The organism is Myxococcus sp. RHSTA-1-4, from assembly GCF_020037125.1.
Lineage (GTDB): Bacteria > Myxococcota > Myxococcia > Myxococcales > Myxococcaceae > Myxococcus.
Window position 1 is genome coordinate 17,072 of the sequence record NZ_JAIQDG010000059.1, and the last position, 24,506, is coordinate 41,577.

General features: G+C 66.7%; 22 protein-coding genes, 1 tRNA gene and 1 pseudogene. 15 read left to right on the plus strand and 9 right to left on the minus strand.

The genetic code is table 11. From position 1 onward, the window contains the following. The first annotated feature begins 70 nt into the window (after window positions 1-70). Window positions 71-1,591: a hybrid histidine protein kinase/response regulator SinK gene (gene sinK, locus K8638_RS42225; RefSeq protein ID WP_223760458.1), complete on the plus strand. Its 1,521-nt coding sequence runs from the start codon at window positions 71-73 to the stop codon at window positions 1,589-1,591. Beyond that, window positions 1,588-2,814, plus strand: coding sequence for a signal integration modulator SinM (gene sinM / locus K8638_RS42230; RefSeq protein ID WP_223760459.1), 1,227 nt, complete (start codon window positions 1,588-1,590; stop codon window positions 2,812-2,814). Before sinK ends, sinM begins: the two co-directional genes overlap by 4 nt. Window positions 2,815-2,992: 178 nt before the next feature. On the opposite strand, the gene groL is transcribed toward sinM, so the two are convergent. Further along, entirely contained in the window at window positions 2,993-4,633 is a 1,641-nt protein-coding gene (gene groL, locus K8638_RS42235; protein WP_223760460.1) for a chaperonin GroEL, read from the minus strand. A gap of 163 nt (window positions 4,634-4,796) precedes the next feature. Then, window positions 4,797-5,153 carry a response regulator gene (locus tag K8638_RS42240; RefSeq protein ID WP_223760461.1) on the minus strand — a complete coding sequence of 119 codons (357 nt, stop codon included), beginning with the start codon at window positions 5,151-5,153 and terminating at the stop codon, window positions 4,797-4,799. 91 nt (window positions 5,154-5,244) lie between these two features. Here K8638_RS42240 and K8638_RS42245 point away from each other — a divergent pair, with 91 nt between their 5' ends. Next, window positions 5,245-6,318, plus strand: coding sequence for a metallopeptidase family protein (locus K8638_RS42245; RefSeq protein WP_223760462.1), 1,074 nt, complete (start codon window positions 5,245-5,247; stop codon window positions 6,316-6,318). On the opposite strand, the gene K8638_RS42250 is transcribed toward K8638_RS42245, so the two are convergent. Further along, entirely contained in the window at window positions 6,272-7,270 is a 999-nt protein-coding gene (locus tag K8638_RS42250) for an NAD-dependent epimerase/dehydratase family protein (protein WP_223760463.1), read from the minus strand. The genes K8638_RS42245 and K8638_RS42250 overlap by 47 nt on opposite strands. Window positions 7,271-7,377: 107 nt before the next feature. Between K8638_RS42250 and K8638_RS42255 the strand changes: the two genes are divergently transcribed. From K8638_RS42255 to K8638_RS42275, 5 genes are all read left to right on the plus strand, one after another. After that, window positions 7,378-8,019: a TetR/AcrR family transcriptional regulator gene (locus K8638_RS42255; RefSeq protein ID WP_223760464.1), complete on the plus strand. Its 642-nt coding sequence runs from the start codon at window positions 7,378-7,380 to the stop codon at window positions 8,017-8,019. 50 nt (window positions 8,020-8,069) lie between these two features. Continuing rightward, window positions 8,070-8,168, plus strand: a tRNA-Sec gene (locus K8638_RS42260). 109 nt (window positions 8,169-8,277) lie between these two features. Beyond that, a complete protein-coding gene (locus K8638_RS45060; protein ID WP_305071230.1) occupies window positions 8,278-9,420 on the plus strand; it encodes a tyrosine-type recombinase/integrase in 1,143 nt (380 codons plus the stop codon). 198 nt (window positions 9,421-9,618) lie between these two features. Then, window positions 9,619-10,404, plus strand: a complete 786-nt coding sequence (locus K8638_RS42270; protein ID WP_223760465.1) for a hypothetical protein — start codon at window positions 9,619-9,621, stop codon at window positions 10,402-10,404. Between the two features lie 109 nt (window positions 10,405-10,513). Next, window positions 10,514-11,056 carry an HNH endonuclease gene (locus K8638_RS42275; protein ID WP_223760478.1) on the plus strand — a complete coding sequence of 181 codons (543 nt, stop codon included), beginning with the start codon at window positions 10,514-10,516 and terminating at the stop codon, window positions 11,054-11,056. Window positions 11,057-11,183: 127 nt separating this feature from the next. Here K8638_RS42275 and K8638_RS42280 read toward each other — a convergent pair whose 3' ends face one another. Both K8638_RS42280 and K8638_RS42285 read right to left on the minus strand, forming a co-directional pair. Next, window positions 11,184-11,696, minus strand: a complete 513-nt coding sequence (locus K8638_RS42280) for a hypothetical protein (protein ID WP_223760466.1) — start codon at window positions 11,694-11,696, stop codon at window positions 11,184-11,186. Window positions 11,697-11,976: 280 nt separating this feature from the next. After that, entirely contained in the window at window positions 11,977-14,304 is a 2,328-nt protein-coding gene (locus K8638_RS42285; protein WP_223760467.1) for a DUF3854 domain-containing protein, read from the minus strand. A gap of 276 nt (window positions 14,305-14,580) precedes the next feature. Here K8638_RS42285 and K8638_RS42290 point away from each other — a divergent pair, with 276 nt between their 5' ends. Then, window positions 14,581-15,063, plus strand: coding sequence for a hypothetical protein (locus K8638_RS42290; protein WP_223760468.1), 483 nt, complete (start codon window positions 14,581-14,583; stop codon window positions 15,061-15,063). Between the two features lie 34 nt (window positions 15,064-15,097). Here the strand turns inward: K8638_RS42290 and K8638_RS42295 are convergent, their stop codons facing one another. Continuing rightward, window positions 15,098-15,430, minus strand: coding sequence for a helix-turn-helix domain-containing protein (locus K8638_RS42295; protein ID WP_223760469.1), 333 nt, complete (start codon window positions 15,428-15,430; stop codon window positions 15,098-15,100). Between the two features lie 69 nt (window positions 15,431-15,499). On the opposite strand from K8638_RS42295, the gene K8638_RS42300 reads away from it, so the two are divergent. The 3 genes from K8638_RS42300 to K8638_RS42310 all read left to right on the plus strand — a co-directional run bounded on the left by K8638_RS42300 (window position 15,500) and on the right by K8638_RS42310 (window position 18,151). Further along, window positions 15,500-16,525: a hypothetical protein gene (locus K8638_RS42300; RefSeq protein ID WP_223760470.1), complete on the plus strand. Its 1,026-nt coding sequence runs from the start codon at window positions 15,500-15,502 to the stop codon at window positions 16,523-16,525. Window positions 16,526-16,536: 11 nt separating this feature from the next. Then, on the plus strand, window positions 16,537-16,752 hold the full coding sequence (locus tag K8638_RS42305; protein WP_223760471.1) for a hypothetical protein: 216 nt from the start codon (window positions 16,537-16,539) through the stop codon (window positions 16,750-16,752). A 232-nt stretch (window positions 16,753-16,984) separates the two neighbouring features. Next, entirely contained in the window at window positions 16,985-18,151 is a 1,167-nt protein-coding gene (locus K8638_RS42310; protein ID WP_223760472.1) for a serine/threonine-protein kinase, read from the plus strand. Window positions 18,152-18,210: 59 nt separating this feature from the next. Here K8638_RS42310 and K8638_RS42315 read toward each other — a convergent pair whose 3' ends face one another. Together K8638_RS42315 and K8638_RS42320 are read right to left on the minus strand one after the other, a co-directional pair. Continuing rightward, window positions 18,211-18,570, minus strand: a complete 360-nt coding sequence (locus tag K8638_RS42315; RefSeq protein ID WP_223760473.1) for a helix-turn-helix transcriptional regulator — start codon at window positions 18,568-18,570, stop codon at window positions 18,211-18,213. Between the two features lie 137 nt (window positions 18,571-18,707). Beyond that, window positions 18,708-18,959 carry a helix-turn-helix domain-containing protein gene (locus K8638_RS42320; protein WP_223760474.1) on the minus strand — a complete coding sequence of 84 codons (252 nt, stop codon included), beginning with the start codon at window positions 18,957-18,959 and terminating at the stop codon, window positions 18,708-18,710. A 200-nt stretch (window positions 18,960-19,159) separates the two neighbouring features. Between K8638_RS42320 and K8638_RS42325 the strand changes: the two genes are divergently transcribed. From K8638_RS42325 to K8638_RS42335, 3 genes are all read left to right on the plus strand, one after another. Continuing rightward, window positions 19,160-21,148 carry a serine/threonine-protein kinase gene (locus K8638_RS42325; protein ID WP_223760475.1) on the plus strand — a complete coding sequence of 663 codons (1,989 nt, stop codon included), beginning with the start codon at window positions 19,160-19,162 and terminating at the stop codon, window positions 21,146-21,148. 39 nt (window positions 21,149-21,187) lie between these two features. Beyond that, the gene (locus K8638_RS42330; RefSeq protein ID WP_223760479.1) at window positions 21,188-22,087 is read left to right on the plus strand and encodes a DUF2381 family protein; all 900 of its coding nucleotides are present in this window, start codon (window positions 21,188-21,190) and stop codon (window positions 22,085-22,087) included. Window positions 22,088-22,188: 101 nt separating this feature from the next. After that, window positions 22,189-22,527, plus strand: coding sequence for a hypothetical protein (locus K8638_RS42335; protein ID WP_223760476.1), 339 nt, complete (start codon window positions 22,189-22,191; stop codon window positions 22,525-22,527). Window positions 22,528-23,658: 1,131 nt separating this feature from the next. Here the strand turns inward: K8638_RS42335 and K8638_RS42340 are convergent. Next, window positions 23,659-24,429 (minus strand): annotated as a pseudogene (locus K8638_RS42340) (hypothetical protein); the annotation flags it as partial. Between the last annotated feature and the right edge of the window lie 77 nt (window positions 24,430-24,506).

Genomic DNA, 24,506 nt, shown 5'->3' on the forward strand with positions numbered 1-24,506 from the left:
AGGGGCCCGGGTCAACGGAATCCCTCCGCCCGCGTTGCGTAGAAGCCGCTGCCTCCGTCATGCTCAGGGCATGGAAACACCCGCGCCGCTCTCCCAATTGCTCCAGGCCCTGGAGGCGGGAGACTTGCCAGCCGCGCGAGCGGCGGCGGCGGCCATGCAACGGGCGGGCGCCCATTCGACGCAACTCGCGGCGGAGGTGCTGCACGAACTGCGGCAGCCCCTGCTGGGCGTGAAGGCCTACGCGCAGCTCCTGGCGGAGGACGGCGGCCCCACCGGCCCGCTGCGGCTGCTGCTGGCCCAGGTGGAGCGGATGGAGCAGATTGTCTCCGACTACATCCGCCTGGCCAGCGAGCGCCCCGCGCCACAGCAACGCCTGTCGCTGGCGGCACCCATCTGGGCGGCGGCGAAGCTGTTCAGCGTCAACCCGGACTCGGCCCGCATCTCCCTGGAGGTGGAGGCGCCCGAGGACATCACCATCCAGGGCAACGCGCGCCTCATCGAGCAGCTCACGCTGAACCTCCTGAACAACGCGCGCGACGCCATGGCGGGCCGCGGGCGCGTGAAGGTGGTGCTCTCGCGCGAGGGCTCGTCGCCGGTGCTGTACGTGGCGGACTGGGGCCCGGGCATCCCCGAGGAGCTGCGCGAGCGCATCTTCGAGCCGTACGTCACCGCCAACAAGCGGGGCACGGGGCTGGGGCTGGCCGTGTGCAAGCGCATCGCCCAGGAGCACCGCGCGACGATTGGCCTCGCGGCCCCGGGAGCGATTCGCGACGTGCCCCCACCGGCCACCGTGTTCCGGGTGCTCTTCCCCGCCACGGACGCGCCGCCCCAGCAGCGCAAGCGGCTCCTGGTGGTGGACGACGAGACCATCATCCGCATGGTCTTCCGCGACCTGATGAGCAAGGACTGCGAGGTCATCGAGGCGGCCAGCGGCGAGGAGGCGTTGGACCTGCTGCGCCAGGCGCCGGTGGACCTCATCGTCACGGACAAGAACCTGCCGGGCCTGTCCGGGCTGGAGCTGGCCCAACAGGCGCGGCGGCTCTACTCCAACTCGCGCGTCATCCTGATGACGGGCTACCCGTCGCTGGTGACGACGCAGCAGGCGCTGGAGCTGGGCGTGGTGGACTACCTGCTCAAGCCCTTCGACGACATCCGGCAGGTGCGCGGGCTGCTGCGCACGACGCTGTCCTCGGAGCCGCCCGTGCCTCCGGTGGTGGCCCCCGGGGCCGAGATGCGGCGGGTGGACGTGCTGGAGGACAACCCGGCCACGGCGCGCCTCATCTCCGAGGCGCTGGGCATACTGGGCCTGGAAGCGCGGGTGCTGCCCTCGTCGGAGTTGATGGCGATGGAGAAGCCCGTGGGCGTGGTGGTGAGCTGGGACTTCGCGCCGGCCTATGGGCGCAAGGCGCTGGAGCTGGCCAAGGCGCTGGCCCAGGGCGCGCCCTTCGTCGTGTTGGCCGAGCACCTCACCATGGAGACGGCGCTGGAGTCGCTGCGCGCCGGTGCCTCCGCGTGCCTGCCCAAGCTGCTGTCCGACACCACGGCGCTCAGCCGTGAGCTGAGCCGCGCCTTCAAGAGAGAGGTCCCATGAGACTCGCGCTCCTGTCCGTCCTGCTGCTCGCGGTGGCTTGTTCCTCGGACAAGCCTCCGCGGACAGGACAGCCAGACGCGGGTGGCACGGAGGACTCCGGGACGGGCGGCGACGACGCGGGAACGGTGGAGGATGGCGGCACGGAGCCGGATGGTGGCTCCGGCCCCGATGGTGGCGCCGAGCCGGCGGACTCGGGAACGGACGGCGACGCGGGCACCGGGGGCGATGGTGGAACCTCTGACGCGGGAACGGCGGATGGTGGAAGCTGTGAGGCGCCCGCGGCGGAGCGCGGCGCGGAGCTGGCCACGCGGCTGAATACGCCCCGGCGGCTCGCGGTGGACGCGACGGACCTCTACATCTCCGAGTCCCACACCCTGAACCCGCAGCAGCCGCAGCCGGGGCCGGGACAGGTGCTGAGGCTCTCCCGCTCCGGAGGCGAGCCCACCCCCTTGGCCACCGGCTTCCGCGCGCCGGACGCCATCGCCGTGGACGCGACGAGCGTCTACGTGCTCGACCTGGACGGGTTGTGGCGCGTGGACAAGGCGACGGGGAGGCGGGGCGACCAGCCCATCGACGCGACGGTCAGCAACGTCACCGTCGGCGGCACCGAGGTGCTCCGCGCCACCCTCTCCGGCCGTGACGTGCTGGTGGTGGCCACGGGGCAGCGCTGGCTGGTCCGGGTGGACACCGACGGAAACAACCGCCAGGAACTGTACGCCGGCACGGGCGCCGCCCAGGTCCGTGGCGCGCGGGTGGTGGGCACGGACGTGTGGTTCCTCGTCAACGCGGGGACGGCCGCCGGGAACAGCTCGGGCCTGTACCGCGTCCCGCTGGACGGCAGCGCGCCCGCGGAGCGGACGGATGCCACGATTCTTCAAGGCAACTCGCTGGAGGTGACGCCCACGCACTTCCTCATCACCGAGGGAGGTGGGGGCACGGGCCGGGTGCTGAGGCTGCCCCGCGGCGGGGGCACCGCCGAAGTCCTCGCCGAGGGACTCCAGGGCCCGTGGTTCCCGGTGGAACTGAACGGAGCCGTCTACTTCAAGGAGGCGCGTGCCGGCAGCGCGGACTTCCTGCGCCGCGTGCGCGCGTGCGCGCCTGGCACGTCGGACCCGGTGGGCCCCCTGGGCACGGGCCCGGGCGGACTGCTGGTGGACGGCAGCACCCTCCTCTACACGTCGCAGGAGAGCGGCTCCGGCGGCACCGTGGGCCGGGTGCCCTGAAGGACTCCCCAGCCCCTGCGCCTCGCATGGGGCATCCAGGGCTGCGTCCCTCACGTCCGCCGACTCCCCTACCCCGGAAATGACAACGGCCCCGGCGCCTCGCGAGGAGGCATCCGGGGCCGCGTCCTTCACCGGACCGGCGGGCCCGAGGCCTGGGCCCCGGGCCGCCAGGAGCGGCTCAGTACTCCATGTCGTCGCCGCCGTACTCCGGCATGCCGCCGCCGCCGCCGTTCTTCTTCTTCTTGGCGGGGCGGTCGGCGATCATCGCCTCGGTGGTCAGCAGCAGCGAGGCGACGGACGCGGCGTTCTGCAGCGCGGTGCGCTCGACCTTCGTCGGGTCGATGACGCCGGCCTTCTCCAGGTCCTCGTACACCTCGGTGCGGGCGTTGTAGCCGAACGCGCCCTGGCCCTCGCGGACCTTGTTGATGACCACGGCGCCCTCGACGCCGGCGTTGCTGGCGATCTTCCGCAGCGGCTCCTGGAGCGCGCGGCGAATGATCTCCACGCCGAAGTCCTGCTCACCGCCCAGCTTCAGCTTCTCCAGCGCGGGCAGGCAGCGCAGGAAGGCCACGCCGCCGCCAGGGACGATGCCCTCCTCGACGGCCGCGCGGGTCGCATGCAGGGCGTCCTCCACGCGGGCCTTCTTCTCCTTCATCTCCGTCTCGGTGGCGGCGCCCACGTTGATGACGGCCACGCCGCCCACCAGCTTGGCCAGCCGCTCCTGGAGCTTCTCGCGGTCGTAGTCGCTGGTGACGGTGTCGATCTGCCCGCGGATGAGCTTGATGCGGCCCTCGATCTCGCTCTTGGCGCCGGCGCCGTCGACGATGGTGGTGTTGTCCTTGTCCACCGTGATGCGCTTGGCGCGGCCCAGGTCGTTCAGCGTCAGGTTCTCGTACTTGTGGCCCAGCTCCTCGCTGACGACCATGCCGCCCGTCAGGGTGGCGATGTCCTTCAGCATCTCCTTGCGGCGGTCACCGAAGCCCGGGGCCTTCACCGCGGCCACGTTCAGCACGCCGCGGATCTTGTTCACCACCAGGGTGGCCAGCGCCTCGCCCTCGATGTCGTCGGCGATGATGAGCAGCGGCTTCCCGGAGCGCGCCACCTGCTCCAGGATGGGAATCATGTCCTGCATCGACGAGACCTTCTTCTCGCTGATGAGGATGTAGGGGTCGTCCACGACGACCTCCATGCGCTCGCGGTTCGTCACGAAGTACGGAGAGACGTAGCCGCGGTCGAACTGCATGCCCTCCACCACGTCGAGGGTGGTCTCCAGGCCCTTGGCCTCCTCGACGGTGATGACGCCCTCCTTGCCCACCTTCTCCATCGCGTCCGCGATGATGGCGCCGATGGTGTCATCACCGTTGGCGGAGATGGTGCCCACCTGGGTGATGGCCTTCTTGTCCGCCGTGGGCTTGGAGAGCTTCTTCAGCTCCTCCACGACGACTTCCACGGCCTTGTCGATGCCGCGCTTGAGGTCCATGGGGCTGTGGCCGGCGGCCACCAGCTTCAGGCCCTCCTCGTAGATGGCGCGCGCCAGCACCGTCGCGGTGGTGGTGCCGTCACCCGCCTTGTCGGAAGTCTTGGACGCGACCTCCTTCACCATCTGCGCGCCCATGTTCTCGAACTTGTTGTCGAGGTCGATCTCCTTGGCGACGGTGACGCCGTCCTTGGTGATCGTGGGCGAGCCGAAGCTCTTCTCGATGACCACGTTGCGGCCCTTGGGGCCCAGGGTCACCGAGACGGCGTCCGACAGAATCCGGACACCGCGCAGGATGGCCTCACGCGCGGACTGGTGGAAGAAAATCTCCTTCGCTGCCATCGCAACCTCCTGAAATCACTGGGGGATTTAACTATGACTACGCTGGCCGTTAGCACTCGGCCATGGCGAGCGCCAACATAAGGGCCGGCCCAACGATGTCAACCAGGAAGGGCGGGCCTGTGGGCGAGCGGACGCGGCCAGGGCCCCTGGGGCAGGCCGGGCGCTACTCGGCGAAGCGCACGAGGTTGAGCAGCTGCCCCATGTCCAGCGGCTTGCGCAGGGTGAGGGCCACGCCCTTGCGCAGGCCCTTGTCGGTGACGCCCTCGTCGGTGGCCCCTGTCATCAACAGGACGGGAATGGCCTGGAAGCGGGGGTCCGCCTTGAGCATCTCCGTGAAGTGGATGCCGTCCAGGTGGGGCATGAGGTAGTCGGTGATGACCATGCCCACCTGGTTGCGCTCCAGGATGTCGAGCGCCTGCAGCGCATCCGCCGCCGAGTAGACCGTGTAGCCATGCATCTCCAGGAAGCGAGAGAGCATGGTGCACAGCTCGAGATCGTCATCGACGACAAGGATGTTCACGGGACGGGCCGCCACACATGGACGGGCCGCGGAACCTAACAGCCGTCCCCGTCGTTGACAACGCACAGTGCGGCTTCATATGTGCCGGCCCATGGGGAAGCGGACCGCGAAGCGAGAGGGGGTGGGCGGCGTGGAGGCTCGGCTGGACGCGGTGGCGGACGCTTTCGACGCGGGGGACTTCGAGGCCGCGCTGGCCGGGGCGGAGGGCCTGCTGGCGGACGCGCCCGAGCGCCCCGAGGCCCTCCACTTCCGGGCGGCGGCCCTGGTGGAGCTGGGGCGGCTGGAGGAGGCCGGGCGGGCCTTCGGGCAGGCCCTGAAGGTGGCCCCGGAGGACCTGGAAATCCTGCTGGGCGCGGCGGACTGCCTGGTGTGCCGCGCCGGGGAGGACCGGGAGGCGGTGGCGGAGGGGCTGGCCCTGTGTGCGCGGGGGCGGCGCCTGGCCCAGAAGGCCGACGATGTGGAGATGTTGTACGAATTCCTCCTGCTGGAGGGCATGGGGCTGAACCAGATGGGCGAGTGCGCCACGGCCCTGGTCAGCCTGGAAGCGGCGCTCGGCCACATGCCGCGCTCGCTGGACGCGCAGCTGGAGCGGGGCATCGCGCTGTTCGAATTGTGCCGCTTCGACGAGGCGCGGGCCGCCTTCGACAAGGTGCTGAAGGACGCGCCGGACGAGGCGTGGGCGCACCACTACCTGGGGCTGATTGCCGAGCGGCACGGGGACGAGAAGGAGGCGAAGCGGCGCTTCGGCAAGGCGCAGGCGCTGGTGCCCGAGGAGTTCCCCCCGCCGGTGGAGCTGGAGGAGGCGGAGTTCGACCGCGCGGTGGAGGACGCGGTGAAGTCCCTGCCCCGGCACGCGAAGCAGTACCTGGACAACGTCACCATCGCCGTGGAGGACCTGCCCTCGGACGAGGACCTGCTGGGGCAGGACCCGCCGCTGTCCCCGAGCATCCTCGGGGTGTTCCGCGGCACGCCCGTGGGCGAGCGGAGCGTGACGAACGCGTATGACCACTTCCCCGCGTCCATCGTGCTCTACCAGCGGAACCTGGAGCGCTTCGCGAAGACGCGCGAGGAGCTCATCGAGCAGATTGGAATCACGGTGATGCACGAGGTCGGTCACCTCATGGGGCTGGATGAGGACGACCTGTGGCAGCGGGGGCTGGACTGACGAGCGAGGCCCGCGTGGCCTCGAGCGTCTGGCGGATGCCCTCGCTGTAGGGCGTCTTGTGCACGGTGCCCAGCAGCCCGCGCAGCGCCGAGTCGTCCATGAGGACGGGCTCGGTGAGCAGGTAGTGCATCTCCACCATCTCGCGCATGAACGGGTCGAACAGGCCCATGAGGCGGAGCATCCCCTTCCCCGCCGTCATGAACTTCGGGCGGTGGCCGGCCTGGGCGTAGATGTCCTCGACGAGCTTCCGCTGGGTGGTGACACCCGCGCCGGCCAGGTTCCACCAGCGTCCGTAGGCGCGGGGCTCGTCCATGAGCGCCGTCACGGTGGGGCCCACGTCGGGCACGTAGACGAACTCGTGGGGCCGGTCGATGGGGCCGATGAGCGAGGCGCGCTGGCCCTGCGCGGCGGCGAGGAAGGCGCGGTGGAGGAAGCTCTTGTCCACGCCCGGGCCGTAGAAGTCAGGGAGCCGGAGGATGGTGGCGCGGAGCTTCCCTGCCGCATCCGCGGCCATGAGGAGGTCCTCCTGCTTCTTGCGCATGCGTCCCTTGAAGGTGTGCGGCTCGCGGGGGTGGTCCTCGGTGACGGGCGTGGTGCGGGGCCGGCCGTATGGGTACACGGTGCCGATGAGCACCACCCGCTCCACGCCCTCGGCGATGGCGGCGTCCACCGTGCGGCGCATCAGCTCCGGGTGGAGCTGGAAGCGCCAGTAGTCCACGCCCACCATGTAGATGAGCGTGCGGATGCCCCGGGCGGCGGCCCGGATGGTGCCGGGCTCGTCGGGATTCCAGGTGACGACCTCCGCCTTCGGGTCCGCGCCGTACTGGGCCTGGAGTGACGCCCGCGAGCGGCCCACCACCCGGTAGGACCGCCCCTGCTCCCTGAGGCTCTTCACAATGCTGTGCCCAATGGCGCCCGAGGCGCCGAACAACGCCACCTTGTCCGTGTCCATGCCGTGCTCCCTCGTTCCGAACGGCGAATGGATTCTGAACGCCGTTCATTGTGAACACTGTTCATCTACTGCTGGCTGTTCGGAACGTCAAGGCCTACACTGCGGATATGGGGATTGCGGAACGGAAGGAGCGACAGCGGGCGGAGCTGCGCGAGCAGATCCTCCGGGTGGCGCGGGACATGGTGATGCGCGAGGGCTTCGCCGCCCTGTCGATGCGCAAGCTGGCGGACGCGGTGGAGTACGCGCCGGCGACGCTCTACCTGCACTTCGAGAACCGGGACGCGATTGCCCGGGAGCTGTGCGTGCGAGGCTTCCAGGACCTGCTGGCCGCGTTCGAGCCGGCCGCGGCCGTGGAGGAGCCGGTGGAGCGGCTGTACCGGCTGGCCGAGGCGTACGTGAAGTTCGGCCTGGAGCAGCCGGAGACGTACCGCCTCATCTTCATGGAGGACCCGAAGCTGTCGACGGAGCTGTTCAAGGACGCGCCGGACGGCGCGGGGCCGCGGTCGTTCGGGGTGCTGGTGAAGGTGTTCGAGGATTTGAAGGCGGCGGGACGGCTGGCGGAGGAGGCCGAGCCTTGGAAGCTGGCCGAGGTGCTGTGGGCCGGGGTGCACGGCCTCGTCAGCCTGCGGCTGACGTGTACCGGGTTCAAGGGCTCACCGGCGGACGAACTGGCGCGGCTGCTGGTGACGACGCTGGTGAATGGGTTGCCCGAGTTGAAGCCGGCCAGGGCGGCGAAGAAGGCGCGCTGAGACGGGGCGTTGGTTGACGAGGCCCTGGCCGTGCGGCAGTAATCGACGACGGTAGGGCCTCCGGACCTGGTGGCCGGCCCGGTCTTCAAAACCGGTGAGGGGCGCCGAGAGGCGTCCCTGGTGAGTTCGATTCTCATGCTCTACCGCCATGATTTTCTTGGGGTTTTCTGACGCGGCCCTGATCGGGTTGCGGGACGTCCCGCCCTCCTTTACCTCTCGTACCCAAGTTTTACCCAAGTAGGGGTACGGGAGCCGCGCATGCCGAAGTGGAGCGGGAAGTGGAGCGGGGGCCGCACGTACACGGCCACGGACGGAAGCACGCGCTGGATCATCCGCAAGACCGTCGCCGGGGTCGCGTACAACGTCACGCTGGACGTGCGGAGCGAGGCCGAGGCCCTGGCCGAGCTGGCGGCCTTCCGCCGCAACCCGGCCGCGTACCGGACCGCGAGCCAGGAACGCCAGGACGAGGCCCAGCAGGCCCAGGTGGACGCCGCGCAGGCGGTGTTCCTGGACGAGGATCGCGCCCGGCGGTTCCTCCAGCACCTGAAGGCCAGTGGCAGGTCCGACGAGTACCTGAAGAGCACGCGCAGCTACCTGGCCGCGTGGGCAACGGCGCTCGCGGACAAGGACCTGCGCGCGGTGACCGGACCGGCGTTGAAGAAGATCCTGGCCACCTGGGACACCGGCAAGAAGTGGCGCATCATCGTCTTCAAGTCCTTCACCTCGTTCCTTCAGGACGCGGGCGAGCTGGACCCGATGGTGAACCCCGGGCGCTTCCTGAAGGTCCCCCCTGCCCGCCGGAACCACGAACTCAAGGGCTACAGCATCGAGCACGTCCAGAAGCTCTACGCGGCCCTCGGCTCGCAGGCGATCCGCGACGTGCTGTGCCTCCAGGCCAAGACCGGGATGCACGGCACCGAGGTGGACCGGCTCGCGCGCGGTGACGGCAAGATCGCGGTTCTGAAGGACCAGGGCGAGATCGCCGCCACCGTCACGTTCAAGCACAAGACCGGGAAGCGGTTCACTGTTTCGCTCGATGCGCAGGGACTCGCCGCTGCCCAGCGTCTCCAGAACCGGGGTTCAGCTCCAAATCGGCAGACCATCCGTGAGGCCGTGGAGCGCGTGTGCACGCGCACGGGCTTGGAGTTCATCCACTTCGGCGCGATCCGGCACAGCTTCGCAACGTGGCTGGTCGAGCGAGGCAGCATCTACAACCCGCAGGGCGGCGGCCTCTCCTTGGAGGCCGTCGCTCAGGCACTCAACCACAGCAGCACCCGGACCACAGCCCTCCACTACGTCAGCGCCACGGTGCCGCCGATGTACGTGGTCCCCATCCAACTGGAGCACCCCGGGGGGCCAGCAAAGCCGCACGCAGCACACGATCCCGGGGACGCTAAATAGCTGTGCACTCCAATCACAATCCCTGCTCTTCGGCAAATCAACCACGCGGACCATGCGCCTTCCAAAAAAATGGTCCAAACAAATGGCATATAGGGCGGCAAACCAGGGCACGCTAAAGCTGCAACGTGCTTTAAACTTGATCGTCAAACAAACCTTGGAGTCAAATCGGCTTCTCCACCCAAACCCGCGATCAACAGCATGCCCAGCACTCGCTCAGAGAAAGAAGCACAGGAACTGTTGGAGTCAAATCATTTTTCCGTCGAGAAGATCCCCGAATCCGATCGACGCACAGCAGACTTCTTCGTAAGCAAGAACAGCGACAGATACTTAGTTGAAGTAACCGAGAAAGAGCCAGCGAACGCGTTCACGCAGATGCTTCAGACGGCGGACAAGGAGGGCCTTGGGACGCTCATTCGAGAACTGGATCGAAACAATAGGCTTGATGGGGTCATAAAGGAGAAAGTGAATCAACTACGCGCAACCAACAAGGAGGCCGACTTCAGACTATTGTGGATTGCTGGACTGCATGGAGATGCCGACTTCTTGCGCGACGTGCTCACACGAACACTGTATGGCATGGCGCGACTCCTTGTATTTCACTCAACGGATCTGGACGTCCTGAGTAAATCTCCGCCGACAACATGCACATGTTTCTATTACGATTACTTCTCATTCTACCGAGTGCCCGATCTCGATGGCGTCATTTTCTCGGCCCAGGGGCAGAAGACTTTATTTGTAAATCCTTTTGGAGACAAGATATCCGCGTTTCGCGAATCCGAAATGTACGACCTGTTTAAGAATGTCGGGACTGTGGCTGATCCCGGCACCATCAAGGATCCCTCCGTACTCTTTCTTGGCCTTGATGTAGATCGCTCAGAGGAACGTGCGAAGTGGGAGTACATCAGAAAGACCTACGGTATTCCCACGAGCCGCATGGTGGAGTCTTCCTTCCAAGGAGTGGTCCCTTTTAAGATCTCAACTTGATACTACCCGGGCACATCGGCTCATTTCTGAGGGAAGAAATTCCATAGGAATTCTCTAACACCCAATAGCCCCTCCCCCGAGGAGAAAGCCAACTCGGACGGTGGAGGAGATGATCGGGCAACTGCTGGCGCCGTGGTCCCCTTTCGTTTGTTTAAAAAGGAATATCAAGTTGGGAAAGCCAACGTCTTCTCAAGCCAAGAGCACGATCAAGAGTTCGCTACTTTTGATTGTCGACCCGGAGCTAAGGGATGAAGAGAAGGATCGTGTCTGGTCGTACTTTGGCTCTGCATGTGGCTACTGTGGCCGGAAGCTCAATCGTGCGGCGAGAGAAGGCCATGTGGATCATTTGATTCCCGTGTCACTGGGAGGGCGCAATCACATCGGTAATCGGGTGCTTGCATGTGCGGCATGCAATGGGAACGAAAAGAGAGATCTTCCGTGGGAACCATTCCTCAAGAGCAAGTGCACGACGCCCGATGCTTTTGCGGCGCGGCGAGCCCGGATCGATGCATGGAAGGCGCACTTCGGTACGGATGACCTCCAGTTGCCACCCGATGTTCTTGCGGTGCTTGAAGCAGCAACAGCCCGTGTCTTTGCGGCGTACGATGCCGCAGTAGAGGAGGTTCGCGCCCTCAAGAACAAAATGGATTAGAGCCCATTGTCACTCGGTCGCTGCCTCTGCTCCCCAAGTGCTTTTCTCCTCGGGAAGGATTCCGATCTGACCGGGCAGTACCAATGCGCCACTGGTTGAATGCGCCTGCCATCTGAGCGGTTTCCCCTTATATCGCTATCTCGCGGATCGCACACTCAAGGGCATTCAAGACCTTGATGCCCTCACAACTTCGAGTTTGTGCCCCTCTCTTCTTTGAGCCAAGGCTCGCCCTTGGCTTCGTCAGCTGCGTGTTGCCCTTCCGTGGCACACCCTCCGCGAGCAGAGCCTCGATGCTCGCCACCGTGATCATCACGGACCGCCCGACCTTCGGGGCCCGCTTCAACCGGCCTTGCGCCAAGAGGTTAAAGATCTGTGCCCGCTTGCAGCCGAGCATCGTCTCTGCGCGCTCCAGCGGCACGGCCGAGGCATTCAGCGTGGCCGATTGAGCGCGAAGCGCACAAACCTCGCGCTTGATCTCGGCCAACTCCTGGAGGATGGCGCATTCCAGGGGCGCGGGCTCATGGTCTTCAACAGTCTCGGCAGGTCGGAAGACTGGAATGGGAATAGGAATGAAATCCGACGGTGGTTCCGTTCGGGCAAGCAAGGAGTTTGCACGGATGTAGCTGAGGTTCTCGAACATGGACTTGTACTCGACCGGTCCCCATCGGAGCCGGTGGATGGTGTCGAAGGTGTGAATCGAGCCGAGGGCCCTAACAACCACGGCGGTGGAGGACGGCGCTCGTGACGCCCGGTGACGACCCGGTTCGGTCGGGCCAGAAGAAGGGGGCAGTTCCTTGTCTCTTCTGCTTCTTCTGACTCAATCAAAGGGTCGTCACGGGTGTCACCGACGCGCTACCCGAGCGAGATCGGAGTGACAGCCTCAACGGCTCCGGTTGTCACTCCGGCCGTCACGGTCGTCATCAGCGAACCGGTCCCCGCAGCACCTGTGGAAACGCCTCCGGAGGGAGTGGTAGCTCATTCCTCCCTTCGGCCAGGTTCTCGTAATACCGCTCGGAGTTGGAGCGCCGGTAATTGATGCCATGGGTGCGCTCCATCCATTGCTTGAAGTCGCTGATTTCGTTGTCGCTCAGGTGCTCGGCGCGCGCTCGCTTCGAGACGATGCTGGCCGTGAGCTTCGCGCCCTGGGCGAAGACGAAGTTCTCGTCGAAGAAGTCCTGGAACTTCTGCTCGAATGAGGCAGCGCGCTCATCCTGGAGCGCGCGCGTGGTGTCCGTCAGTGGCAGGTCACCATGATGCGGACACAGGCGCTGGTAGATGAGCCTGCACATCCACAGGAAGCCCGGCAGTTCGACCATGAGCCGGGACCGCCACGTCGGGTCGTCCTTGCGCTTGCTCTCGGCGATCTCGATGTAGAGCATCCTGGAGCGGTCCGAGTTCTGGCTGCTGATCTCCGGCTTCGGGTTGCTGGCCACGAACAGCTTGGTCTTGAGCGGGTACGAGAACGGCGTCTGGCCCTTGTACTCGACCAGGACGTGATCGCCGCTCGTGAGGTTCCGGACGATCTCCATCATGCCGAATCGGGGGTTCTTGCAGTCGGCGTAGACCGCGAGGCGCTTGCCGTAGAAGGCGCTGTAGACGAACTGGTTGCCCTTCAAGTGGCTGTTCGTGATGCCCGTGGCAGCCGGGCCGAACACCTCCATCAACACACCGAGCACCACGGACTTCCCATCCTGCCCCTCGCCCCGGAGCCACAGATACTGGCGTCCCATGTTCTTCGGCTCGAAGCAGGACCAGACGTAGGCCATGAACGTCTCGCGGTCACTCAGCCGCTCCAGGAACTCACTCCATGCCGGGCAAGGGGCCTGGGTGGGCTGCCAGTCGAAGCGTTTGAAGCAGAGCCGCTGGTCCCCCTCGAAGCAGAACGGCTCCGGCTCAGCCACGAGGCGCGGGCATTCCTTCTTCCAGAGCAGGATCGCATCGCCGAGGAGTTTGTCCGGCGGGATCTGACCGAAGCGCGCCTTCAGGTGGTCATGAAGAACCTGTCGCAGGTGCGCGTCACCGTGGAGCAGGTTCACCTCTCGGCGGGTGTTCATCGAAAAGATGCGCTCAATGCCATCCTCGGCCCGCAGGAGCGCGAACCGCTTGTTCAGCACCGGGACGCAGTGCTCCACGAGCTTCGCGGTCCCGAAGTTCGTGTACGCGGCCTCGGCGGTGAGCACTTCGGCAGGAGATGCGTGGTTCGCGATCTCGTCCTCGTTGATACCGCTGAGCCTCTTCTTTGCCTCTCTCTGCCACCGGTTGAAGTCGTGCCTCTTGAGCAAGAGCCGCGCGAGCTTCGCAACCCGATCGAAGTCGAGCATCTGCTGCTTCCGGTTCATGTCGTCCCAATGCTGCTCCAGCCAGTCCAGGGCCTCGGCCACATTGAATGGTCGAACCGAGTCCTGAAGAAGCTCCAGACGGCACTCCAGCTCCGGAGAGGACACGGCGAGGTAATCGTCGATCCCCAGCTTCTCCTCCCCCTTCTCGTGCGGCAGGTACGCGACTTCGACGGTGGCACTCTCTCCGGCAAGGAGCACACCGAGTTGGTGGAGGCCCGAGAGGACGTTCCCGTTGGTGTCCACGTCGGAGTCGAAGCAGATGATGAAGGTCTTGTCCGCGACGGCGAGCCGCTTCAGCCCCTCGGCGAGCACGCGCTCGTCCCTGCCCTCACACTTCGCGATCCAGCGCGCATTGCCATCGCCGCCGTTCTGCGCCCCTTGGATGGCAACGGCCGCGAGCCCTGCCTGACGCAGCGCCAGTGCCTTGAACTCGCCCTCGCAGATCCAGATGCGCGTGGCCGAGCGCAGGAGAGGGTCATCCAGCCCGAACGGGTAGTACACGAGCGAGCCCTTGCCGCACGGGCATAGATACTTCGGGCCTTCGATGAACTGCGGCGGCGGGTCGCGCATGTACTCGACCGCGATGCTGTGCGGCACCTGGTCCTCGGGGACCGGTACCCGAGGATCATCGGGCCGCAGTTTCACGTACCCGTCGCAGCCCGAGTACGGAATCACGAGGCCAGGGGCTGGGATGTACCGGTGGCCATCACGTAGGTCGAGAAGTTCAGCTCCCTCTTCCTGTGTCCAGTACGCGCGAATCCCGGCCTTGATCGCGGTTTCGACGGTGATGCCACGCTCAGTCAGAGCCGCCTGCGATGCGGCAGAGAACTTCGACGTGTTCGTGTTGCTCCCCGTGTCGGTGTTGGTGTCACTGCTGCTGCATTCATTGAGGTTCGTCGAGTTGTCCATACCGAAGAGATATCGAATTGAGTTGCTGGCCTTCTGCGCCCCGAGGGGCGGCACCGAGCACCACGCGCGGGAAGGTGTTGATATGGATGTATCGAATTCAGGCTCCAGACCTCCCCCGTGGTGGGCAAGGGCGCATGTAGGCCCCTAAGCGCATCCACGCGGTGAGTGCGCATGAGGTACACGGCTCAGTTGTCCAACCGCGCTATCCTGAGCCGAGGATCGTCAGGGGCAGGAAGGGGGGATTCGCGGCGTACACCGGACGGCAACCTTACGTGTATGAGCCGTGGCACCCGCTGGAGCACGGAGTACCTGGACGCGATGATCGCGGCCTGGGAGAAGTCCGGGCTGACCTCGGAGCAGTTCACGGCCACGGCCGCGCCAGGGCTGCCTGCGCGTACCCTACGGCTGCACCGCCAGCGAAAAGAGAAGGAGATCCACGCAGAGCTTCAGCGGCTTCGGGATGAAAACGCGACGCTCCGGTCGATGCTCGAACGGAGCGCGTTGGTCCCTGATGGTTGCCGGGCGGCAACCGTCAGCGACTCCAGCGGCCACGGCATTGGAGATCGCCATGTGGCAAACGGAACCGAAGCCCCTTCGCCGACCGCGACCGGGCCGCCAGCATCGGAGCCGGTACAGCCGCGCGTGGTGCCGCAGGACCAGGTTGCCGGACCCGCCCCCGGTGATCACGATGGTCGTGTGCTCGTAGGGGAAAACACCGAGCCGGTGCCCCCGAAGCGACCGGCGTTCTCCTGGGATTGAGGGCCCACGCCTGCTGGCCGATGTCGGGCGCCATCTACCGCTGGTCTTGGTCCGCGAGCGCCTTCGAGAGCTTCTTGATCTCGGCCGAGGACATTGTGCGGATGCGGTCCACGAGGCGTTGCCGCTCGTCATCCTCGGGGAACGTCAGGAGGTCCAGCGGCAACACTCCCAGGTGGTCCGCCAGCACCTTCAACGTGCGCAGGGTCGGACGGGCCAGCCCCTTCTCGATGTCAGAGAGGTACCCCTTCGAGCCGAGATCGCTCTCGTAGGCGAGCTTTTCCATCGTGAGCCCGGACTCCTCACGGAGCTGGCGAATGCGGGCGCCCACAGTCTTCGCGAGCGGGTCCGGGGTGCGGCGACGGGGCATCCGGCTTGACTACGACCTGGGCCCCGTTCACCAGTTCGTCCTGGACGAACCTCAAGCCCGGGGCCCTGGATGACGAAGAGCCTGACCGCCGTTCTTGCCGTAGCCGCTGCCGTGGGCGTGATCGGCTTCCTCGTGGTCGGCGCTCAGGCAACGCCGGACGCATTCGCGCCCGACCAGACCTTGCCCGCATCACCTCGGGAGAATCCTGTGCGCGATGCTGAGGACGCGGGCCAGTTCGGACCGGAGGACTGCGCTCCCCAGGTACTCGAAGAGATCAAATCAAGCGGCATGCTGCTCATGGATCTCCAGACCGTCCTGACCGCATGCGACCACGATGTTCCGAGCGGAGCACGTCGTGCCCTGGCGGAGCTGCCGACGCCTCTCCAGGTGCTGCTGGCCGATCCGGATTCAGCAACCGAGCGCTTCGTTCTGGTTCACGTGGCGGTGTCGCCCTCGGGCTACTTCAATTGGGGGTATGGCAACGCACGACGTACCCACTTCGCCTTTGAGCTTCGGAGCATCCTCCACGCTGGCGGCCAGCCCGAAGGGCCGCGTGCGTACGGGTACGCCGAGAAGGCATGGGCCAGACCCTTCTTCCAGCAGGTGACCGACGACATGCAGAGGAACGGCACGTCTTGGGCACCTGCCACCCTGGTCGTCGGCTTCCTGTCCAAGCGCATGAACATGGAGTCCGTGGAGCAGTTGGAGATCCTGGCCGCCGAGTTGGGGCTCAGCCCGGTTCCAGATCCGGCGCTCGTGAACCAGAGGCTCCAGACCGAGAGGCTGGCGGCCGAACAGAAGCGCCAAGCTGCGCAGGTGGCCGCCGCGAGCGAGAGCGCGATGTGTACGAGCGAGAAGTTGCGGCGCACGTTCATCTCCTCGTGTCAGGGGCTGTATGCGCTCGGCAACATGATGGGCGGCGACCACGGTGACTCCAGGCCCTTCTGCCGCTGCGCCTCCGAGCACGTGGACTACCGCAAGCTGCGGAAGGTCGTCATGTACGGCGGCTGCGACATCATCAACTCGCAGGTGCTCGTCGCCACCATCAACGACGACGTGATTCAAAACCGGTGCGCCCCTCCGGCTCGTCGGTGAACGGAGGGCTTATGGCCGAGTGGTCCATCAGGCGGTTGAGCACCGGCGAGATCGAGGTCCTGTACCTGAACCACTTCACGCGGGAGATCGTTTCCTGCGGCAAGAACCGCTGCGACACACCCGAGGCCATGATCGCGGACTGGATGATGGCAAACGCGGACGAGCACGACCTCATCCGTCTCCTGGACCGCACGGTCCTGCTCAAGCTCCCTGCGGCCAGTGCCTAGAGGTGGGACGCAGGGCATGCAGCTGCGGCAGAACGCGCGCACCGGGCAGGCGAACCGCCGCACGCACTCGGCCGAGTCCTGTGGTCGCTTGTAATACCTTTTGGGTTTATGAATAGTAGACCTTGGACCGCGATCGCCACCGGCCCCGTCTCCCGCAGCCGAGGCCCCACCAGGGAGCCGGGAGGCCCGAGCCAGTGCCCGCCGCGCGTCCCTTCCCACCTGGAGGCCGCACATGACCGATGACCGCACTCCGACCGACGAAACGCAGATCGAGGACCCGACGCCGGAGAACACCTCCGACCTGGAGAGCGCCCGCCCCCGGCTCCGGTTCACAGTCGAGACCACCACGTACGAGGCCATCCGCACGCTGGAGCGGCGGGGTAACGGCGAGGTGGTGCTCCTGGCCGAGCGTCACCTCCCCCATGGACTCGCCGGGCTCGTCACCATCAAGCGCCTGCGCAATCCCGTTACTTTCGAGCGCTGCCAGCGGCTGATCGAGGAGGTCCAGCTCGCCTTCCGCCTCCACCACCCGGCCATCGCCCAGGTCCATCACCTGAAAATCCACGCCGACCGGCCGCACGTCATCGCGGAGTACGTGGACGGCCCCACGCTGGACACCATCATCAGCCTCGCCACCATGCGCGAGAAGCCGCTCTCCGCGCCCTTCGCCCTCTACATCGCCGCCGAGGTGGCCGACGCCCTCCACCACGCGCACACGCTGAGAGATTCGGAGAACCGGCCGCTGGGCATCATTCACCGCGACGTGGCGCCCCGGAACATCCGCGTGGCCCGGAGCGGCGAGGTGAAGGTGACGGACTTCGGCGCCACCTACTCGCTCATGGTGGGCCGGGAGGAGACGCCGGGCCTCCTGCTCAAGGGCGACGTGGCGTACGCCTCGCCCGAGTACCTGCACCGCAAGCCCATGGATGGCCGGTCCGACATCTTCTCTCTGGGCCTCGTCCTCCTGGAGATGCTGACGTGCAAGCACCTCTTTGACGTGGAGGACGAGAAGGCCCCCAACGCCACCGTGGACGTGAAGACGGAGGAGATGCCCTCGGTGCCCCTCACGCGGATGATCGCGCTCGTCAACCGCTACCGCCCCGAGGACGTGGAGAACGCGATGGCGGGCCTGCCAGACGCGCTCAAGGCCATCGTCCACAAGGCCCTCCAGCGCAAGCTCTCCGAGCGCTACGCCACGGCCGCCGAGATGCGCGATGCGCTGCGGGCGGCGCTCGCGGCGGAGTCACAGCGCTTCGGCCGGAAGGAGGCGAGCGAGGAGCTGGCGCGGATGCTGTCGGAGGCGTCCGTCCTGCGCGACCGGGTGGAACTGGACGAAGAAGGCATCTTCCCCGAGGGACTGGACGCCGACGAGGCCACGCCCGCGCCGAACGAAGAGTGAGAACGGGCGGCCGAACATTCCTGGAAGCAAGCGGGCCCCAGGTGTGGGCCCGCGTCGTTTCAGCGCAACAACACCTGGGCCACCTTCACGAGGGCATCGAGCTGGTCCTCGTCCATCTTGCGCGCGAGGCCGGTGAGCTGGCGCAGCTTGGGCGCCCCGCCCTGCCCTCGCGCCCCCTTGCCCGATTTCGCTCCCTCCTCCGCGTCCGAGAGCCCCAGCAGTTCGTCCGAGGAGATGCGCAGCACCGAGCATATCCGCAGCAGCGTCTGGACGCTGGGCAGCATCTTCCCGCGCTCCAGACGGCTGTAGACCATGTGCGCGAGGCCCAGCTTCTCGGCCACCTCCGCCTGCGTGAGCCCGAGCTGCGTCCGGGCCTCTCGGGCGGCACTTCCAATTCGGGTCGCCAGTTCTTCGTTCATGCGTCGGGGTACCAGGAACACCGAGAACCAGGTCTGGCGCGGGCAGGGGGCCCGCGCCTCGGGGACGCCCCTTCCTGCCGCATCTTGGCGGCCGTGTCGATGCGCGATCCGCACCCCGTCACGAGGCGGCACCGTGCCTATTGGCCGGAACCTTCGGGGGCAGAGACCGCCAAGCCATTGCCGCCCAGGATCAGGTCCACGGGGACTCGGAGGACACCGCACAGGTCCACCAGCGTGGGGAGGCTGGGCAGCAACCTGCCGCGCTCCAGGCGGCTGAACACCAGCGTCGGCACGTGGATGGCCTCGGCCACCTGGGCCTGCGACAGGCCCGCCCGATGCCGGGCGGCGCGGACATGGGTTCCAATCTGCTGGGAGAGCTTCGCGTACATGAGGAGACCTGGGAGAAAGAGGAGAATGCCGCGTGGGCGGCACTCCGAGCATACAGCTCATCAGGTTCAACGATAGTATCCGCTCAAGGTTTACCCTTCTCCCGCGCCACTTCGCGGTGGGAACTCGTATGAGATCCGCTACCGGTTGAGAGCATGTCCAGGAACGCCGACCCCACACGCCCCGCCGAAGGAGAGGACACTTGAGCCCGCGTCTGCATCCCGTCGTCCCCCCGGGCACGGACATCGGAGGGTACCTCGTGGAGGAGAAGCTGGGGGCCGGAGGCTTCGGAGCCGTGTACCGCGCCCGGCGTGGAGGGCGGCTCTACGCGCTCAAGCTCATCCCACTCTGGGGGCTGGCCGAGTGGGCCGAGCGCGAAGTGGCCATCCTCCTGCGGCTCAAGCACTCCAATCTGGTACGCATCCGTGGGCACGGACAGTGGCCGGACGAGGCGCCTCAATACTTCTTCATCGTCATGGACTACGTGGAGGGGCGCCGGTTGGACGTGTGGGCCAGGGAGGAGAACCCCTCGGCCCGCGAGGTCGTGCTCAAGGTGCGCGGCGTGGCGCGCGGGCTGGGCGCCGCGCACCGGGCGAAGGTGGTGCATCGAGACCTGAAGGAGAGCAACGTCATCGAGCGCACCTCGGACGGCGAGGCAGTGGTGGTGGACTTCGGCGCGGGCGGGTACGAGAGCGCCCCCAGCATCACCGGCGGCGTGCTGCCACCGGGCACGCCGGAGTACCGCGCGCCCGAGGCATGGCGCTTCCAGCAGGAGCACGGGGACGAGCGTGGCCGCTCCTACCAGCCCGGCCCCTCGGATGACCTGTACGCGCTGGGCGTCGTTCTCTATTGCCTCCTGACGGGCAGGCAGCCCTTCCTCCCGGACGAGGCCGCAGGGGTGGAGGCCGTGCTCAACCGCGCCCCCAAACCACCCCACGTGCTCAACTCGCGCGTCCCCGAGGCCCTGAGTGCCGTGTGCATGCGCCTGCTGGCCAAGGAGCCCGAGGAGCGTCACCCGGACGCCGACGCGCTGTGCGCGGAGCTGGAGGCCCTGCTGGCCCAGGCGGACGAGTCCTGGGACGTGAAGCTCTGCGACGCCTATGGCCCGGACACCGCCACCACGCTCGCGGAGGTGCCGCACGCGGGCGAAGACGAGCTGGTGCAGTGGTTGAAGAAGCGCAAGGCCCGGCCTCGCCGGGGGCCGCGTCAACGAGCGGAAGATGCCGCGCACGATTCGGAGTCAAACGCGGTGGCCATCCAGGCCGAGCTGCCACCCCCAGCTCATGCACGCCCCGGCCCCCCGCCTGCGCCGCCCCCGGCACGTGCCCTTCACTTCAATGTCCTGCGCGTGGCGATCTGGATGAGTCTGCTGGTGGGCTTGAGCGTGGGCGTGCTGGTGCTCGCGCGCAACCTGACGCCCGCCCCTGCTCCTGCCGCACGTCACGGACTGGAGCCCCATCCCATTGTGGCCACGGACTCACCACCCGCATCTCCCGCGCTCGCGCTCGCGTCCTGGGCTCCCGGCCAGGAAGTGGCGGCCCCCTGGATGCCACTGGAAGCTGACCCAGCCGCAGCCGCGCTCGATGGCGCGCCCACCCTTGCGGCCGTCGCCCTTCCCGCGACGTTCTCCCAGGAGAAGGCTTCCGTGAAGATGAAGAAGAACACCAGCGTATCCCCCGAGCCCGAGCCGCAGCGCCTCCGGGGCGGAGCCGTTGGCAAGGCGCTCGGCCTCGGTGTCGCGGTCTGCATGGCGATGGCCTGCCCTGGCCCCCAGGTGCGCCCAACGCCTCCGCCCGAGGAGTGTCCTCCTGGGGCCGTTGAGGCCATGGAAAAGCTCGGCCTTTTCGCACGTGGGGCTGGCAGGGGTGAATCCACCTTCGACCTGCGCCCCGAGACCTCCAGGTTCATCACGGTGCGCGAGGGAGAAACCACGATTCGCATGATCCGCCGATGGGGAAACCTACCCTCCCCGACGCTGTTCTCCGGGCGGCTCATCGTAGGCCCGGAACGTGTCTACGGGCGGCTCACAGAGGCGCGTACTCCTGACAACGAGCGCATCCCGGTCTGCGTGCAGTTCCTCGACCCCCAGGACAATGCCATCGGAATCCAAAAGCGAGAGCCCACGAGCGATCCCAGCACTGCCATCGTCTACTCCACCATGGACCTGAAGGCCGTCCGCCGCTTCGAGTGAGGACTGATCGTGCCCGCGTCACCCATCGTTGTTCTCGTGGTGCTCACGCTCCTGTCCGGAGCCGCGACCGCACAACCGCGTCCTGTGGCCCCGAGTCTCGGTGTGCGTCGCGTTGAGATCCCGGCCGAGAACTCTGAGGCGACGCAGACACCCGAGGTCCAGATAAGCCCAGGCGTTTCCACCACGTTCGAGTTCGACTCCGACCTCGCCACGGAGAAGATCGTGCTCGAAGGTGCAAAGCGCTTCTCGCTCGTGGACGTTGGGCGGAGCACGCTCCGGCTGGTGCCCTCGGAGCAGATCCTGCCCGGCGAGCGCCTGCGACTCACTGTGCGGTTCCTGGACGGTTTTGTCCCGTCCGGTGCAGCCTTCATCCTGGTCGCGCACCCCGCGCGTGTGGAGCGACTTGTCGAAGTATGGCGCCAGCCACGCACGGCGGAGTCGTACCGGCAGGAAGCGAAGGATGCCCGCGCGGAGACCCAGCAGTGCCGCGAGGAGAACGAGCGGCTACGCGCGGAGCATGAGGGACCGGGCGGGATCGCGGGCCTCCTGGCCAACGGCTTGATTGTCCGCGAGCAGGGAGTCGCCGCGAAGTTCCTTCTCGTCAACGAGGCGATCCGCCAGCGTCCGGGCGAGATTCTCAGGGTCAACCGAGCCTGGAGTTATCGATCCCCTGTCCGCGTAGCCATGGATGTACTTTTTGATACTCCGGATGCCGCAAATCCCTGGACAGCAGAAGGGGCGTCGCTGGTGAGCAAGACCGGCACGTCGTTGAAGGTTCTGACGGTCTGGAGCGATGTGCCCTCAAATTGCAATCCAGGGTGTCGTGTCGTGGTGGAGGCGGAGGCGACGCCCGATGCAGCCCACGGAACGTTCACGCTGAAGCTGTGGGACTCGGGCGGGCTGCGCACGATCACGCTCTCCGGCGTGACTTTCCCGTAACGTGGAGCCCATCTCCGAGAGACGCACAACTACGCGGCATGAAGCCCGTCCCCCATGAATGTCGCGGGGCCCTTGAACAACAAGAACAGGAGAACGGTTCCATGAGCCAGCGCGGAGCAATCGGCCACAGGCGCAGAGGCGAGATCGTCAGGGCGTTGTTCGAGATCGTCATCAATGCCCCTGGAATCAAGGGCTCCAAGGTCCTGGACCAGCTCGTTGAGCGAATGAACTTGGACGACGACGAGATCGACAGGGCATCGTGGGGAACGACCGGGGCGACCAAAGTGGGCTGGTTCCGGAAGCAGCCTCGCGGCTGCTGGACGGTCACAGCGGATGGTCGGCGCGCGTACGACCAGTTCTCGGACCCAGAGGAGTTCCATCGCGAACTGGACCGCCTGTACCGCGAGCGAACCCAGGATCGTAGCAAGTCGCACAAGTAGCGCTATGGTGCCCCCATGCCACGCATCAATGGAAGGTCCCCAATCAAGGGCAGTCCGCGCGTACTGACGATTGAGCCGGACAGTGACCCGAAATGGCTGCGCATCCGGATCCACCCGCCGGGCCCACAGGCAAGGGCGGGCTGGACGATCCGAGTCCGCAAGGCCCAGTTCAAGAACTTCATCCAGAGTCTCCCTCCGTCCTTGCTCGGCCCATGATGAAGGAGCTTGGTCGGGCGGGCCGATTCGTACCCAGGCTGTACCCAAGATGAACGGACGCGGGTGGACCTCCATGGACGCTCCACCCGCCCCGCTCCAGAGGGAAACCGGCCGACCCTCAATCCCTCCGGGCACCTCGCGGATCGGGGTGGCGGGGCTTCAAAACCGGTGAGGGGCGCTGAGAGGCGTCCCTGGTGAGTTCGATTCTCATGCTCTACCGCCACTTTTTCCCTCTAACTCCAGGCATTTGACGCGGTTCGCGGTGAAGCCCGAACTGTTCGGGCGGGTACGCGGGCGTTCAGTCGGTTACGTCCCGGGGAAGCGCCAACGCCCAGCGGCACGGTGTTCTCGCAAGCTCTCGCTCCCGCCCGGGCCCCCTCGTGCCCCTGAATCCGTGCCGCAGGGGCACATGGCGAAGGTACCGGGCCACAGAGTCGGTGCTCCCCGGATCGCCCCGAGCACGAGCCGACGCCTCCTGATTACAAATCGGGGCTGCGGCGACGCAGTGGCGCTTGCTCAGCAGCTGCCGACCATACAGGCGCTACCCGTGGGAGCACCTGAACGTGGTGCTACGAGTCATCAACGATCACCCCCATGAACCAAGTCGCGGACCTCGCGCCCGTCAATGCGGCGCGAGCCACTCTGCTGTTGGGGATGTGGCCGAGGGTTTACGCCGTCACGGAGGTCGTGCGCGCGCAGCTCGCCGCCGAGATCTCTGCGAAGACGACCTACAGCCCCGATTCGGGCACAGCTCGCAGAAGCCCACCATCCACTGAGGGAGAGCCCGCCATGGCGACGTTCGCGCCGTGGCGGCTCGCCGGGCTTGAGGTTCAACCGGTGCCCGCGGCGCTCATTTCTTGCCGACACCTCCCGGGCCGAAGGAGGCGAACGCCCCCCGGGCGCAGCCCCCCATTCTCAGGAGCGGTGGCGCGCGGCGACGCGGTAGAGCTGGGTGAGGGAGTAGTCCAGCAGCGACTGGCGGGAACGCATGTACCGATGGGCGCGAATCATGGGCAGCCAGACGCGGTTGCCCACGAGGACCTGCGCCTCCCCGAGCTTCTTGCGCGGTATCCACTGTCCTCCCAGGTTGCGCACCAGCACCTCTCCCAGGTACGCGCCCACGGCGGGCACCGCGTGCTCGTCGATTTTCTCCCGCTCGAAGACTTCCGGAAAATTCTCGAACCAGAACCGGGAGTCGACATCCGTGAGCGACTCGGGGGTTTCCTCGAAAACCGAGGGCACGTTCGTGTGCAGCAGCGCGACGAGGTGCTCGGCGAGGTAGCCGTAGTGCTCGCGCACGCGCTGGGGGCTCTCCACGTCCGAAGGCAGGGCGGAATCGGCGGGGAGCCACTCCTCGGGCTCGGGCGGCTGGTACGCGTTGAGCTCGGCAATCCTGCGCTGGCGCTCGCCGAGGGAGCTCAGGTCAACCACGCGGGAGAGGAGCGGAGCCACGTCCGAGTGGAAGCGGGGCTCCACGGGGGCCAGCGTGGCGCTGCGCTCGCGCAGGGTGCGCAGCACGGTGGAGAAGTCGAGTTCCGGGCGGAGGTGGACGTGGGCACGGGCCTGGGCCACACGAGCCTCGTCGCTGGCGAAGTCCGCGGCGGTGGGCCACGTCACCAGGAGGACGGAGCCATTGGGCAGTGCCTCCACCCGGTGCGCTGGCGTGGACAGCATCCGCTCGCGGCCCTGTTGACGCGCACGTCTGCTGATGGGCGAGCAAGCCGGCTGGTTGATGGGCATCCGTCAGGAGCAGGCGGGCCGTC

Coding starts and splice junctions, on each gene's coding strand:
- K8638_RS42335 (WP_223760476.1), top strand. CDS start 22,189: ATGAGCCAGCGCGGAGCAATCGGCCACAGGCGCAGAGGCGAGATCGTC.
- sinM (WP_223760459.1), top strand. CDS start 1,588: ATGAGACTCGCGCTCCTGTCCGTCCTGCTGCTCGCGGTGGCTTGTTCC.
- K8638_RS42295 (WP_223760469.1), bottom strand. CDS start 15,430: ATGCCCCGTCGCCGCACCCCGGACCCGCTCGCGAAGACTGTGGGCGCC.
- K8638_RS42275 (WP_223760478.1), top strand. CDS start 10,514: ATGATCGGGCAACTGCTGGCGCCGTGGTCCCCTTTCGTTTGTTTAAAA.
- K8638_RS42285 (WP_223760467.1), bottom strand. CDS start 14,304: ATGGACAACTCGACGAACCTCAATGAATGCAGCAGCAGTGACACCAAC.
- K8638_RS42320 (WP_223760474.1), bottom strand. CDS start 18,959: ATGTACGCGAAGCTCTCCCAGCAGATTGGAACCCATGTCCGCGCCGCC.
- sinK (WP_223760458.1), top strand. CDS start 71: ATGGAAACACCCGCGCCGCTCTCCCAATTGCTCCAGGCCCTGGAGGCG.
- K8638_RS42245 (WP_223760462.1), top strand. CDS start 5,245: ATGGGGAAGCGGACCGCGAAGCGAGAGGGGGTGGGCGGCGTGGAGGCT.
- K8638_RS42280 (WP_223760466.1), bottom strand. CDS start 11,696: ATGTTCGAGAACCTCAGCTACATCCGTGCAAACTCCTTGCTTGCCCGA.
- K8638_RS42290 (WP_223760468.1), top strand. CDS start 14,581: ATGAGCCGTGGCACCCGCTGGAGCACGGAGTACCTGGACGCGATGATC.
- K8638_RS42300 (WP_223760470.1), top strand. CDS start 15,500: ATGACGAAGAGCCTGACCGCCGTTCTTGCCGTAGCCGCTGCCGTGGGC.
- K8638_RS45060 (WP_305071230.1), top strand. CDS start 8,278: ATGCCGAAGTGGAGCGGGAAGTGGAGCGGGGGCCGCACGTACACGGCC.
- K8638_RS42305 (WP_223760471.1), top strand. CDS start 16,537: ATGGCCGAGTGGTCCATCAGGCGGTTGAGCACCGGCGAGATCGAGGTC.
- K8638_RS42270 (WP_223760465.1), top strand. CDS start 9,619: ATGCCCAGCACTCGCTCAGAGAAAGAAGCACAGGAACTGTTGGAGTCA.
- K8638_RS42310 (WP_223760472.1), top strand. CDS start 16,985: ATGACCGATGACCGCACTCCGACCGACGAAACGCAGATCGAGGACCCG.
- K8638_RS42255 (WP_223760464.1), top strand. CDS start 7,378: ATGGGGATTGCGGAACGGAAGGAGCGACAGCGGGCGGAGCTGCGCGAG.
- K8638_RS42250 (WP_223760463.1), bottom strand. CDS start 7,270: ATGGACACGGACAAGGTGGCGTTGTTCGGCGCCTCGGGCGCCATTGGG.
- K8638_RS42315 (WP_223760473.1), bottom strand. CDS start 18,570: ATGAACGAAGAACTGGCGACCCGAATTGGAAGTGCCGCCCGAGAGGCC.
- groL (WP_223760460.1), bottom strand. CDS start 4,633: ATGGCAGCGAAGGAGATTTTCTTCCACCAGTCCGCGCGTGAGGCCATC.